General features: G+C 70.4%; 8 protein-coding genes. 3 read left to right on the top strand and 5 right to left on the bottom strand.

The features are described from left to right. Nucleotides 1-7: 7 nt before the first annotated feature. Complete coding sequence (gene mscL, locus E3O22_RS12505) at nucleotides 8-445, top strand: large conductance mechanosensitive channel protein MscL (protein WP_134394969.1); 438 nt, start codon at nucleotides 8-10, stop codon at nucleotides 443-445. Between the two features lie 368 nt (nucleotides 446-813). On the opposite strand, the gene E3O22_RS12500 is transcribed toward mscL, so the two are convergent. Together E3O22_RS12500 and E3O22_RS12495 are read right to left on the bottom strand one after the other, a co-directional pair. Beyond that, nucleotides 814-1,125, bottom strand: coding sequence for a hypothetical protein (locus E3O22_RS12500; RefSeq protein ID WP_241976636.1), 312 nt, complete (start codon nucleotides 1,123-1,125; stop codon nucleotides 814-816). Continuing rightward, complete coding sequence (locus E3O22_RS12495) at nucleotides 1,088-4,954, bottom strand: AAA family ATPase (RefSeq protein ID WP_241976635.1); 3,867 nt, start codon at nucleotides 4,952-4,954, stop codon at nucleotides 1,088-1,090. The genes E3O22_RS12500 and E3O22_RS12495 overlap by 38 nt, the downstream gene beginning before the upstream one ends. A 133-nt stretch (nucleotides 4,955-5,087) precedes the next feature. Here E3O22_RS12495 and E3O22_RS12490 point away from each other — a divergent pair, with 133 nt between their 5' ends. Next, on the top strand, nucleotides 5,088-6,107 hold the full coding sequence (locus E3O22_RS12490; protein ID WP_134394970.1) for an adenosine deaminase: 1,020 nt from the start codon (nucleotides 5,088-5,090) through the stop codon (nucleotides 6,105-6,107). Here E3O22_RS12490 and E3O22_RS12485 read toward each other — a convergent pair. Then, nucleotides 6,085-7,101: a magnesium and cobalt transport protein CorA gene (locus tag E3O22_RS12485; protein WP_134394971.1), complete on the bottom strand. Its 1,017-nt coding sequence runs from the start codon at nucleotides 7,099-7,101 to the stop codon at nucleotides 6,085-6,087. The genes E3O22_RS12490 and E3O22_RS12485 overlap by 23 nt on opposite strands. An 89-nt stretch (nucleotides 7,102-7,190) precedes the next feature. On the opposite strand from E3O22_RS12485, the gene E3O22_RS12480 reads away from it, so the two are divergent. Next, nucleotides 7,191-7,922, top strand: coding sequence for a 4'-phosphopantetheinyl transferase superfamily protein (locus tag E3O22_RS12480; protein ID WP_166784642.1), 732 nt, complete (start codon nucleotides 7,191-7,193; stop codon nucleotides 7,920-7,922). On the opposite strand, the gene E3O22_RS12475 is transcribed toward E3O22_RS12480, so the two are convergent. Beyond that, the gene (locus E3O22_RS12475) at nucleotides 7,919-9,355 is read right to left on the bottom strand and encodes a M1 family metallopeptidase (protein WP_241976634.1); all 1,437 of its coding nucleotides are present in this window, start codon (nucleotides 9,353-9,355) and stop codon (nucleotides 7,919-7,921) included. The genes E3O22_RS12480 and E3O22_RS12475 overlap by 4 nt on opposite strands. Continuing rightward, the gene (locus tag E3O22_RS12470) at nucleotides 9,355-13,287 is read right to left on the bottom strand and encodes a Pls/PosA family non-ribosomal peptide synthetase (protein ID WP_370448411.1); all 3,933 of its coding nucleotides are present in this window, start codon (nucleotides 13,285-13,287) and stop codon (nucleotides 9,355-9,357) included. Before E3O22_RS12470 ends, E3O22_RS12475 begins: the two co-directional genes overlap by 1 nt. Nucleotides 13,288-13,293: the final 6 nt, after the last annotated feature.

Here is a 13,293-nt window from a genome sequence, read left to right as displayed (position 1 = left end):
TATCACCATGATTCAGGGCTTCAAAGAATTCATTATGCGCGGCAACGTCATCGAGCTTGCTGTTGCCGTGGTCATCGGCGCGGCGTTCACCGGGGTGGTCAGCGCGATCGTCACGGGCATCTTCAACCCGCTGATCGCGGCGATCTTCGACTCGGAGAGCCTGGCGGAGGCGATGGTCATCGGCCTTCCCGGCGGGGGCGGTCTGTCGTTCGGACTCGTGCTCGCCGCGGCCATCAACTTCCTGCTGGTCGCGGCCGTCGTCTATTTCGTCTTCGTGATGCCGCTCAACCACCTCAAGCACGCGCAGGAGCGTCGCCGTGCAGCCGGGATTCCCTCCACCGCCGATGCCGCCGCCCCCACAACGGAACTCGACCTCCTGACCGAGATCCGCGACCTGCTGGCCGCCGGCGCGACGCTCGACCAGGGCTCGAAGCACACGCTCTAGCTGGCTGAGGCCTCATCGCCTGGTTACCGCTCTCGGCAAACCAAATCTGACCGGCCCCGGTTGACGCTGCTCAGTACAGGTGGAAGGCCGCGTCCGGAGCGTGTGGCGGATACCGAACGGTACAAGCGCTGCTGCACAGCGGGCAGGGGTCGTGGCCAACTCAGGAGATCCGTCCGGCCGGGTCGGGCATCCGCGCCGGTTCCGCACTGCTCCGCGGCGGCTCGTGAATGCGGCCGGCGGATGTCCTGAGTTAGCCACACACACACACACACACACACACACGGACTCGGGCTCGGGCTCGGCGGGTCCATCGCCCACGACGATGAGGCCTCACTCATCCACGGCAGTCACCAACTCCGTCCCTTCGGCTACCAGTGCGGCGGGCGGTCCTGACGGAGCCGTTCGTCGTTGACGCCGCGGGTTCCCGGTCCGGTGGGATCGGCGGGCACGATGCCGCCCTCCTCGCGCAGAACCGGTGGGTGCGGATCAGGGTCGGTGTCGGGCGCGGGCGTCAGCCGAGCACGCCGGGACGTGCCGGCCGATTTGACGACGAATTGCCGGGGAACGACGGATGCGTCCAGGTGGCCGACCTTGTCCCGGTGGTCGAACTCGTCGAGACCATCCCGCTCGGGTACGCCGCGCTCAGGCACCAGGTCGGCGCACCGGACCGGACGAACCACGCCCCGTCGAACCTGGCCCCGTCGAACCATGCCCCGTCGAACCATGCCCCGTCGAACCCTGCGCGGCCGAGCCATGCGCGGAGGATCCGGCAGCCGCCGACGGCACCGACAGGCCGACGAGTGCCGCCACGCGGGCGGCCACCGCGTCCGGGTTGCTGAAGAGTTCGAAGCTGTGCACCCGCAGGTAGTGCCAGCCGAGGCGGCGCAGCACTTCGGGGCGGAGCCTCAGGGACTCGCGCAGGCTCGACCGGCCGACGACGGCATCCGTTTCGACGACGACGGCACGGCCCGCGTGCGAGCCGGCGAGGGCCAGCTTGCCGCGGTGGCCGAGCGACACGGTGAGGCCAAGCCGTTCCAGGCGGCGGGCCAGGTCGACCAGCATTGCCTCGCTCACGTCGGGAACCTGTGCCTCATTGCGGCGCGCCTCGGTCTCACTGAGTACCTGCGAGAGCGCGAGGATGCCGTGGCGCTGGCGATCCTCGTCGATGTCGGAGGGGCGGAAGCAGGAGACGATGTCCATGGCCCGGCGGGCGCGGGTCATGCCGATGGCCAGCAGCCGCTCGCCGCCCGGTTCACCGAGCGAACCGAAGTTCGTCAGGAGACGGCCGTGCGGGGTGCGGCCGTAGCCGATGGAGAAGATCACCCGGTCGCGGCTCTGCGCCACGGCCTGCTCGAGGGTGAGCACAGTGAATGGCTCGGCCCGGTCTTTCAGGATGAAGTCGGAGAGGTCGGTGCGCTTGGAGAAGGCGGACAGCACGGCCTGGTGCACACGCACGGAGTGCCGCGCGCTGGCCGTGATGACCATGAGTGATTCCTTCGGGCGCTTGACGGCGTGGTCCATGACGAGTTCGACGACCTTGGCCACCTCGGCGTCGACGCTTTCCACGGCCCCGGAGTCGGCGTCGGGCATGCCGTGCCCGCCGGCCACGTAGTTGATGGTGAGGCTGCCGTGCCCGAGGTAGCTGCCCGCCCAGGGCAGTGAGTCGATGCGTCCGCCGTAGAAGCGGTGGTTGACGAGTTCCGCGAGGTCTTCGCCGCCGGCGCGGTAGCTGCGGGTCAGGGTCAGGGTCGGCAGCAGCTCGCCGAGGCGGGCCAGGGCCGAGTCGGCGTGCAGGGCGTCGACGTTGGTCTCCTGCTCGACGCGGTCGTCGGCGGCGGCCGTGATGCCGGTCTCGAACGACGACGGTGTCTGCGTGACCGGGTCGCCGAACGCGACGATCTGCCGGCCGCGACGGATGGCGCCGACGTTCTCGGCCAGGGTGGTGGCGCCGGCGTCGACGAGCAGTACGGTGTCGAAGCTCATCTGGTCGTCGAGTGCCGCCACCTCGTAGGGCGAGGCCAGCCAGACCGGGGCGAGCACGCGGCCCAGGTGTGGGGCGGCCTTGTGCAGGCGGGTGGGGGTGGCCCGGTCGGCGCGCAGCAGGCGCCTGAGGTTGTCGGCCTCCTCGGGCCAGTCGACGACGCCGATCTTCCAGGTCTCGGCGAGCAGCCAGGCGAGGAGCTGCCCGGTGGTCGAGGCGTGCGCCTCGTCGACCAGGCGGAAGTCGGCCTCGAGCCGGTCGAGAACCTGCGTGTTGGCGTTCAGGAGGGCCTTGTCGCCGCTGAGCATGCTCTCGAGCACGGACTGCCACCAGGCGAGTTCGAGCTCGTCGGCGACGTCTCTCTCGGACACGTGTCGCTGGGACAGGTCGGTCATCAGCGGGTCGAGATTGTGCGCGCGCAAAGTCGCGAGCAGCGCGGTGCGCTCATGCAGGTTCGCCAGTACCTCGCTCTCGGCGGCCAGGCCGGAGATCACGTAAATGAGCTCCTTCACCGGGCGGTTCGACAGCTGACGGGTGGTTCCGGCCGCTCCGAGCGGAATGTCGAGGCTCGCGAGGTCTTCCGAGACGCGCTGGTAGGCCACGTGCACATCCGAGATACCCACGGGCACCTCGGGGGTGACGCCGGCGACTACGAAGCGCTGCCACAGGGTGCGCTGCTGCTGGATGCGGCGCAGGCTCTCGTTCATGTCGCTCACGTGCACGCCGGGGCGCAGGTATTCCACAGCGAGCTTGCGCAGACGGCGACGGTTCGCGCCGGTCATCTCGGGCGACTCCCGGCGAGACGCGGTCGCGGAGATCAGTTCGGTCAGGGACCGGTCGAAGACAGCCGGCTGGAACTTGTCGAGCGTCTCCCGGATGTCGAGCAGCAGCCGCAGGTAGACGCCGAGCTCGGCGATGGTCTCGAACGGTCGCAGTCGGGTCTGGCCGACGAGTCCGGCGGCACGCTCGAGTAGGCGCGGGAGTTCGATCTGGTTGACCCGTTTGGCCAGCTGGTGCGCCGCCGAGGCGTCCGCGGTGGAGGTGAAGGAGGCTCCGTACCAGGGCGAGTCGCCGGGTCCGTAGCGGAATTCACCGAGTGCAGCCGCCTTGATCAGGGTGGCGGCGGCGGTCGGCCGACCCTGCGCCAGGCGTTCGAGCGCGCGTCGGTCGAGCCTGGCCGTGGTCGAGGGAGGTGAGGGCAGCTGCGCGAGGCGTGCCAGTTCACCGAGGGCGTCGAGAACGGACACCCCGAGCGCCGGGTCGCGGCGGGTGAGCGCCGACCGGTAGTCGAGCAGCACCTTGCGCAGGCGCACGAGCGCGTCGTCGACGTCGCCGACCATGGGCTGGGTGGCCTTCTCGTTGCGGGTGATCGACTGGATCAGGTCCCGGCGCAGGGTGCGGGGGGTCACGGCGACCCCGGGCAGCCCGACCTGCACTAGGCGGTGCGCGATACCGTCGAGGCTGGAGCGGCGGGCGCTGACAACGAGCACGCGCTTGTGCTGAGCGATGAGCGAGCCGATCGCGTTCACAATCGTCTGCGTGCCTCCGGTGCCGGGAAGGGTCTTCACGACGAGCGAGTTGCCGGCCGCGATCTGCGCGACGACGTTCTCCTGCTCGGAGTCGGCGTCAAGCAGAAGGATGTCGGTGGCCGGTGGCCGGGAGTCCTGACCGATCGGGACGACCGGGTTGTACGCGGTCTCGATGGCACGCCGGGCGTTGGTGTTGCCACCGATCGCGTCGAGCAGCGGATGGTCCAGACTGGCCGCATCGGCGGCGAGAGCGCGGCCGACGTCGGCGAACACGGAGGCCACGAGGCGCGGTACCACGTTGAACCAGGGCAGGTGCGAGGTGAGGCCGCGCAACCGGTCGATCACGGGCTGCGGTTTGAAGGCGCCGTTGGTGACGGCCAGCGCCACGAACGCATCGGCATCCAGAACGATCTCGAACTGGTCCTTCAGCGCGCGGCCCAGTTCCGGGTTGAGGAACGGCTGGCCCTTGAGCTTGAGTTCGAAATCGCGGCCGTAGCGGCGGATGGCGAGGGGGCGCAGTAGTACGGGTGCGCTGTAATTGACATCGTTGTGGCACCACTCGGCTAGGCCGATGGCCAGGTGCACCGATTCGATGCCGCGCATGGAGCGCAGTTCGATGCCCTTCTGGGTGATCTCGCCGGCCGCCAGACGCGCGTTGCGCAGGGCCAGCTCGTCGCGGATCAGGTTGGAGAGCAGAGCCGTCTTGCCGGTGATGAACTGGGGCAGACCGCCCGGATGGGTGGCGCTCAGTTCGATCCGCGTGCGGGGTCCGTCGCTGAAGTGCAGCAGCGGGGAACGCCCGCCCACTTCGGCGAGTTCGTCGCGCCAGCGCTGCCAGACCGGGTCGGCCACATTGCCCACGGTGAGGGACGGATCGCCCAAGCTGACCGCGTGCGGAGCCGCGGAATCGTGCGGGTCGGCGGGCGGAGCATCCTGAATCTCCGTCAGGATGCCGTCGTCATCTAGTTTCTTATCGAGGCGCCACACACTCGACACCATAAGCCAAATCCCTCCGATTCCCCGGCAGGCGGCCCGGAATTGCACGGATTCAGCCCCGAATTGTCTTAAAGCGGGGCTTCCGGATCCGCGTGCGGCCGTCAGCGATTCGGCTCGCCTCGGCGAGAATGGTGCAATGAAACTCCCCCTCGTCGAACTCCACCTGCACATCGAGGGAACCCTCGAACCGGAGCTGCTCTTCGAGCTGGCCGCGCGGAACGCGGTGACTCTGCCGTGGGCGTCGTTGGCGGAGCTGCGCGCCCAGTACGACTTCGCCGACCTGCAGTCGTTCCTGAACCTCTACTACCGGGCCCTGGACGTGCTGCGCGAACGGATCGACTTCACCGACCTGACCCGCGCCTACCTGGCCCGCGCCCGCACGGCCGGGGTGCGGCACGCGGAGCTCTTCTTCGACCCGCAGGCGCACACGAGCCGGGGCGTCCCGCTGGTCACCGCCCTAGCGGGGGTGCGCGACGCCTTGGACCGGTCGGTCGACGAGTGGGGCATCAGCACGAAGCTAATCGTGACGTTCCTCCGGGACCGTCCGCCCGCCGAGGCCCTGCAGATCCTTCGAGAGATTCTCGCCGGTGGGGTGCCGATCGACGGCATCGGGCTGGACTCGGCCGAGGTCGGCTATCCCCCGGAGCTCTTCACCGAGGTCTTCGCTCTGGCCCGCGAGAACGGTTTGCGCCTCGTGGCGCATGCGGGCGAGGAAGGACCGCCCGACTACGTCTGGCAGGCTCTCGACCTGCTCGGGGTGGAACGCGTCGACCACGGCATCCGCAGCCTGGAAGACGAGGTGCTGCTTGACCGGCTTGTGCGGGACCGCATCCCGCTCACGGTCTGCCCGTTCTCGAATGTGCGGCTGCGCGTGATCGACACCCTCGCCGATCACCCCATCGTGCGGATGCTCGACCGCGGGCTGCTCGCCTGCATCGCCTCCGACGACCCGGCCTACTTCGGCGGCTACATCGACGACAACCTGGCCGCGGTCGATGCGGAGTTCGGCCTGGGACCGGACCGGCTGGCCCTGCTCGCACGGAACGGGATCGAGGCGTCGTTCCTGACGAACGGGGAGAAGGCGGCCCTGGCTGCCGAGGTCGATGCCTGGCGTGCTGCCCAGCCGGCGCCGGCTACAGCCATCCGTTCTTCTTGAAGACGCCGAAGAGGCCGACGCCCATCGCGAGCATCAGGGCGAGTGCGAACGGGTAGCCGAACACCCAGGTGAGCTCGGGCATGTGGGTGAAGTTCATGCCGTAGATGGTGCCCACGAGCGTGGGAGCGAAGAGGATGGCCGCCCAGCTCGAGATCTTCTTGACCTCTTCGCTCTGGACGAGGCTGGTCTCGGACAACCGCCGGGTCTCCTCGTTCTGGCGCTGGGTGACAAGGGTGCTGTGCACGGTGAGGGCATTGTCGAGGAGCTGGCGGAACGCGTCGCCGCGCTCGACAACCCGCAGGGTGTGGTCGAGCACGTCGCGCAGGTGGTGGCTGAGCTCCGCGGGGACGTTGTAGGTGGTGAAGCCCTTCTGCAACGACTCCAGCATGCCCACGAGCGGCTGCGTCGCACGCTGGAACTCGATCACCTCCCGGGAGAGGTCATAGATGCGCCGGGCGACGGCCTGATCGCCGTCGAAGAGCTGGTCCTCGATCTCGTCGATGTCGTTCTCCAGCCCGGCGACGACCGGCCCGTACTCGTCGACGATCTGGTCGAGGATGGCGTAGAGCACGGCCTCCGGCCCGAGGGCCAGCAGCTCCGGCGTCTTCTCCATGCGCTCGCGCACCTGTGCGAGGTCTGGCGACTCGGCATGGCGGATGGTGGCCACGAAGTCGGGGCCCACGAAAACGTGCAGCTCACCGAACTCGACGCGTTCTTCCTGGTCGAGGTAGCGGGCCGGACGCAGCACGACGAAGAGGATGTCGTCGAAGCGTTCCAGCTTCGCCCGCTGGTGGCCCTTCAGCGCGTCTTCGACCGAGAGGTGGTGCAGGCTGAATTCGGCCGCGACCGAGCGCACCTCGTCGGGTGAGGGCCGGTACATCCCGATCCAGGCGAAGCCCTGGTGGGCCTTCATCACCTCATAGGTCTCGTCGAGCGTCGTCGGGTTCGCGGCCCTGCGGCCCTTCACATATACAGCGTTGTCGATCAGTGCCACGCGCGCTCCCTAACTACCAGATACCAGTGTCGCACCGGTAACGCCCGACGCTGACCGGCACCGGCGGCGGCGGGCGGTACGTTGGGGGCGTGAACCCTGAACCAGACGGTGACGACGTCGTCATCGTCATCGCTCCCCGCGGGGCCACGGATGCCGCAGACCGCCGGTTCCTGGCCGCCGCGGCCGCCGTGGTGCTCGGCGTCGATCCACTCTTCGTGCGCATCGACCGGCGCTGCTCGCACTGCGACGGCCGGGACCACGGCCGGCCCCAGGTGGCGGTTCCGCCGGGCACCACGTCAGGCTCCCGCGCCGCCTCCCACCCTGCCTCCCGCCCGCTGCACGTCAGCCTCAGCCGGGCCGGCAGGTGTGTCGCGTACGCCCTGACGTTTCTCGGGCCGGTCGGGATCGACATCGAGAGCGTCGCGGATGTCTCCCGGGCCAGGTTCGACGCCGTCGCGTTCGGACCGGCGGAGCTCGCCGTCCTGGGCGAGCTGTCGGGCGTCGACGCCGCCGAAGCGCGGGCCCGGCTGTGGACCGCGAAGGAGGCCGCACTGAAGTGCACCGGCGACGGGCTCCGGGTGGACCCCCGCGACCTCACCATCACCCTGCCGGGCCGCCGAAGCCCGGACGCACCGCGCCTCGCTGGCTGGCACGGGGCCCGCGTCCCCATCGATGCGATCATGCTCCGTGGCGTCGAGCCCGGCCCGGGACTGGTCGGAACAGTGGCTGTGCTCACCGAGGGCGTGCTCACCTCGGGCGAGCCGACCGTTCGCCTGGTGCCGGCCGCGGACATCCGTCACGACGCGAACGCGCCGGCTTAGAGCTTGGGCAGGGCGCTCCGGTAGATCCAGCGGTCGACGATGCGTCGGATGTCGCTGCTGTCGGTGTGCACGGAGAAGAACTCGACGAGGTCATCGGTGGAGATCCACCCGTGGCGGCGCGCCCGCGTGTAGGCGCGCACGGCGCCGAAGAAGGCGTCGTCGCCGAGCGACCGGCGCACCGCGTGCAGGGCCAGGGCGCCGCGCTTGTAGACCCGGTCGTCGAACATGGCGTGCGGCCCCGGTTCGCCGATGACGATGTCCCGCGGCAAGGCCTCGATCTCGGTCCGGTGCACGGCGGCACTCGCATCGGCCGTTGGTCCACCGCCGGCCTCCGCCCACAGCCACTCGGCGTAGCAGGCGAACCCCTCGTGCAGCCAAATGTCCTGCCACCGCACGACGGTCAGGCTGTTGCCGAACCACTGGTGGGCCAGTTCGTGGGCGATCAGCCGGTCGCTGCCGTGCGCACCGTCGACGTGGTTGCGACCGAAAATGGCAAGACCGTGGGCCTCGAGCGGGATCTCCAGCTCGTCGTCGGTGACCACGACCGAGTAGGCGTCGAACGGGTAGGGACCGAAGAGGTCGGCGAAGAGGGAGATCATCTCCGGAAGTCGGGCGAAGTCCACCGCCACCTCGCGAGCGAGGTTTGCCGGGAAGAAGATGCGTTGGGCCACCGGGGCGGCGGCGGCGTCGGCGCGCCGGTAACGGCCGATCAGCACCGTGGCCAGGTAAGTGGCCATCGGCTCCTTCACCTCGTAGGTCCAGCTGGTGCGGCCAGACCGGCTCGTGCGCGCGATCAACGTACCGTTCGCCACGACCGTGTAGGGGTCCTCGCAGCTGACCCGGATGCGGAACGAGGCCTTGTTGCTGGGGTGGTCGTTGCAGGGGAACCACGACGCCGACCCCGTGGGCTGGCCGGCCACGAGCACGCCGTCGTCGAGTTCCTCCCAGCCGACCTCGCCCCAGATGCTCTTCAACGGATGCGGCGCGCCGCGATACCGCACGGTCACCTCGAACAGCGCCCCGGCCTCGATCGTCGCCACCACCGTGATGGTGAGCTTGCGCGCGCTCTGGCTCACCTTCAGCGCCCGCACCCCGTCGACGGTGACCCGGTCCACAGTGAGACCGTCGAAGTCGAGGCTGAACCGGTCCAGCCTCATCGATGCCCGGGCCTGCACGGTGGCCGTGGCCCGCAGCTGATTGGTGGCCACCCGGTAGTCGAGGTTCAGGTCGTAGTGCAGGGCGAGGTAACCGCCATTCCCGTTGCCCGGCAGGTACGGGTCGCCCGCGGTGGCGGCGCCGTGGGTCGGAGCCCCTCGAACGCCGGCCGGGCCGAGCGCGGGTGTGGGTGGCAGCGGGGTGAGGCTCTGAGTGGGGCTCTGAGTGAGGCAATGAGCGGGGCCTGAGGGTGGTGGGGTGCGAGGCATGGTGGGCATCAAGTCTGCCACGGCAGACGGCGCCACGGCGAAATGGGGTTGCCCGACCACACCGACCCGGCCGGCACGCGTTCCCCGCGCATCACCAGCGAGGCAGGCCCCACAGTGGCGCCCTCCTCGATGTCGGCAGCCGGCAGGATCACGCTGTGCGGCCCCAGCGTGGCGCCCGCCGCCAGGGTGACCCTGTCCAGTTGCATGATGCGGTCGTGGAACAGGTGCGTCTGCACCACGCAGCCCCGGTTCACGGTCGCACCGTTTTTGATGCTCACCAGGTCCGCCTCCGGCAGCCAGTAGGACTCGCACCACACGCCGTACCCGATATGCGCGCCGAGAGTGCGAAGCCACACGGCGAGTGCCGGCGTGCCGGCCGCCTTCGCCGCGAACCAGGGTCGGGCGACCATCTCGACGAAGCTGTCCGACACCTCGTTGCGCCAGATGAACGACGACCAGAGCGGATGTTCCGTGGCGTCGATCCGGCCCACCAGCAACCACTTCGCGGCCGTGGTCACCAGGGCGGCGACGGCCCCCGCGGCCAGCAGCACCAGACCCGAAAGCGCGATCGTCCACCCCAGGCCGACCGTGAGCCAGAGCGCATCAAGGGCGACGAGCACGCCGAGGGCGATCAGGACCGTGACGATGACCGGCACGATCCGGAGCATCTCCCACAGCGCCCGCATGGTGACGAGCCGGACCGGTGGGTGGAAGGTGCGGGCCTCGTCGACATCCGTCACGGTGCGGCGCAGCCGTTCGGGCGGGTTGCCCAGCCAGGACGACCCGCGTTTCGCCTTCCGCGGCGTGCTGGAGAGCACCGCGACGAGCCCGTTGCGCGGCACCGTGCGGCCCGCGCCCGCCATGCCGCTGTTGCCGAGGAACGCCCGGCGGCCGATCTTGGCCGGCCCGATGTGCAGCCAGCCGCCGCCGAGTTCGTAACAGGCGACCATGGTGTCGTCGGCGAGGAACGCGGCCGGGGCGATGGTCGTCAGGGCGGGGATGAGAAGCACGGTGGAGGCTTCCACGCCGGCGCCCACCTTCGCGCCGAGCAGGCGCAGCCAGATCGGGGTGAGCAGGCTCGCGTAGATCGGGAACAGGAGCGTTCGGGCGCCATCGAGGATGCGCTCGGTCATCCAGACCTGCCAGCCGATCCGGCTGCGCACGGGGTAGTACCCCTCCCGCAGGCCCACACCGAGCAGCCGAACGGAGCCGAGCACCAGCAGCGCGTAGACCAGCCCGGCTGCCACGACCGCGAGCGGGATGGCCAGGGCGGCCCGCGCGGCCGCGTCGGCCAGGGTAGCGGCGTCGCCGATGGACGCCCCGACGATGAGCGCACCGACAAGCACCGCGATCGCGGGCAGGGCCGTCATGGCGATGGCCCCGGTCGCGAAGGCGGTCAGCCAGCGGGTCCCGCGCGGCGGGCGCTCGGCCGGCCAGGAGCCGCGGGCGGCGCCCATGCGGGCGGCCGGGGACCCGGCCCAGCGTTCACCCGGCGGCACCAGTCCGGAGACGGCCGAGCCCGGTTCGATTACGGCGCCCCGCCCGATGTCGGCGCCGCCGAGCAGTGCGCTGCGGGAGCCGACCGTGGCGCCGGCGCCGATCCGCACCGGCCCGATGCGCAGCACGTCGCCGTCGATCCAGTAGCCGGACAGGTCGGTCTCGGGTTCGATGGCTGCCCCGGCACCGATGTCCAGCATCCCGGTTACCGGCGGCAGGGAATGCAGGTCGACGTCGGTGCCGATGCGGGCGCCGAGGGCCCTGGCGTAGTAGCTGATCCAGGGGGCACCGGCCAGGCTCACGGCATCCGAGAGAAGTGCCACCTGTTCGGCGAGCCAGAGGCGCAGGTGCACCGATCCGCCGCGCGGATAATTGCCCGGCTCCACGCCGCGCAGCAGCAGCCGGGCGGCGACGACGGAGATGGCCATCTTGCCGGGCGGGGTGACGAAGAGTACGAACCCGAGCGCCACCCACCACCAGGAGATGGTGGGCGCGAAGGAGGCGCCTGCCCAGCCCGCAAGCAGGTTGTTCGCCGCCGCGAGGTAGACCAGCCAACGCGCGCCGACCAGCACGTGCAGCGGCACTCCCAGCAGGGTGATGGCGAGGCGGCTGCGCCGGGGCACCGGCTGAACTTCCCGCACGATACGCGCCGCCGCGGGTGCGCGTCCGTCGAGCTCGTCGGCGAGGGAACCGATCCGGGGGTAGTCGTAGATGTCGGAGACTCGGGTGTCGGGGAACCGCTCGCGGATGGTCGACACGAACTGGGCCGCGGAGAGCGACCCGCCGCCGTGGGCGAAGAAGTCCGCGTCGGGGCCGTCGGCCGACACCCCGAGGATGGCGGCCCAGCCGGCGGCAAGCCACGCCGCCGTCGGCGAGAAGGTCTCCGCCTGCTCACCCCCGGTGGCGGGAAGGGGCCAGGGCAGGGCACCGCGGTCTACCTTGCCGGAGGTGCGCGTGGGCAGCTCATCGACGACGTGCAGCAGCGGCACGAGCGCGGCCGGCAATTCTTCGCGCAAACGGATGTTGGCGGCCGCCCGGTCGAAGAGGGCCCCCTCCACCTGGGCCAGGTAGCCGACCAGGATCTGGTTGCCGGCCGGGGTTCTCTGCACGACCGCGGCCGCTCCGGCCACCCCCGGGAGCGCGCGCAGGGCCGCCTCGATCTCGCCGAGTTCGATACGCCGGCCGCCGAGCTTGACCTGGTCATCGGCACGGCCGACGAACACGAGACCCTCGCGCTCGTAGCGCACCAGGTCGCCGCTGCGGTAGGCGCGGTGCCAGCCCAGCTCGGTATGCGGGGCGTACTTCTCGGTGTCCTTGCCGGCGTCGAGGTAGCGGGCCAGCCCGACCCCGCCGATAATGAGTTCCCCGGTCTCGCCGTGGGCCACCCGGGCACCGGCGGCATCCACCACGGCAAGGTTCCAGCCGGCCAGAGGAAGCCCGATCCGCACCGGCCCGCGGCCGTCGAGCAGGGCGGCGCAGGCGACGACGGTGGCCTCGGTCGGGCCATACGTGTTCCACACCTCCCGGCCGCGCACGGCGAGGCGCGAGGCGAGCTCGGGTGGGCAGGCTTCGCCGCCGAAGATCAGCAGCCGCACCCGCTCCAGCGATTCCTCCGGCCACAGGGCCGCGAGGGTCGGCACGGTCGACACCACGGTGATGCCGTGCTTGATCAACCACGGGCCCAGGTCGACCCCCGAACGCACCAGGGAGCGGGGCGCCGAGACGAGGCAGGCACCGTTCCGCCAGGCCAGCCACATCTCCTCGCAGGAGGCGTCGAAGGCCACGGAGAGGCCGGCCAGCACCCGGTCCGCGGGACCGATCGGGTCGGACCGGAGGAACAGGTCGGCCTCCGCGTCGACGAACGCGGCGGCGGAGCGGTGGGTCACCGCCACCCCCTTGGGCACCCCGGTGGAGCCGGAGGTGAAGATCACCCAGGCATCGTCGTCGGGGGCCGGCATGGCGCCGATCGTGCCGGCGAGGGCCAGGTCGTCCCCGGGCGCCAGCATCCGTTCGGCGAACATCTCCGCGTCGATGCCGGTGCGCACTTCGAACACGCCGCGCGCCCCGATCACGCCCACGACCCGGGCCTCGCCGAAGACGAGCCGGGCGCGTTCCTCGGGGTCGTCGGCATCGACGGGCACGTAGGAGGCGCCGACCAGGAGGGTCGCCAGAATGGAGAGATACAGTTCCCGGGTTCCCGACGGGATCCGGATGCCGACGGTGTCGCCGCGGCGCACCCCACGGCGACTGAGCTGCTCCGCCTGCTCGGTGACCAGGCTCACCAGGTCCCGGTAGTTAATCGCCCCGTCGACGTCTTCGAGGGCGAGCGCGCCCGGATGACGGCCGGCGGTCGCGAGCATGATGTCGACCAGGGTTCGGGCCGGTGCCGCGCGGTGTCCGGCCTCGAGCACGTCCTGGCCGGGCTCAATCGGGGTCAGGGTCACGCAGGC

Source organism: Cryobacterium sp. TMT2-18-2 (assembly GCF_004402245.1).
GTDB lineage: Bacteria > Actinomycetota > Actinomycetes > Actinomycetales > Microbacteriaceae > Cryobacterium > Cryobacterium sandaracinum.
Note: the sequence above shows the minus strand (reverse complement) of the source record. Positions and strands in the feature narration are given on the sequence as shown.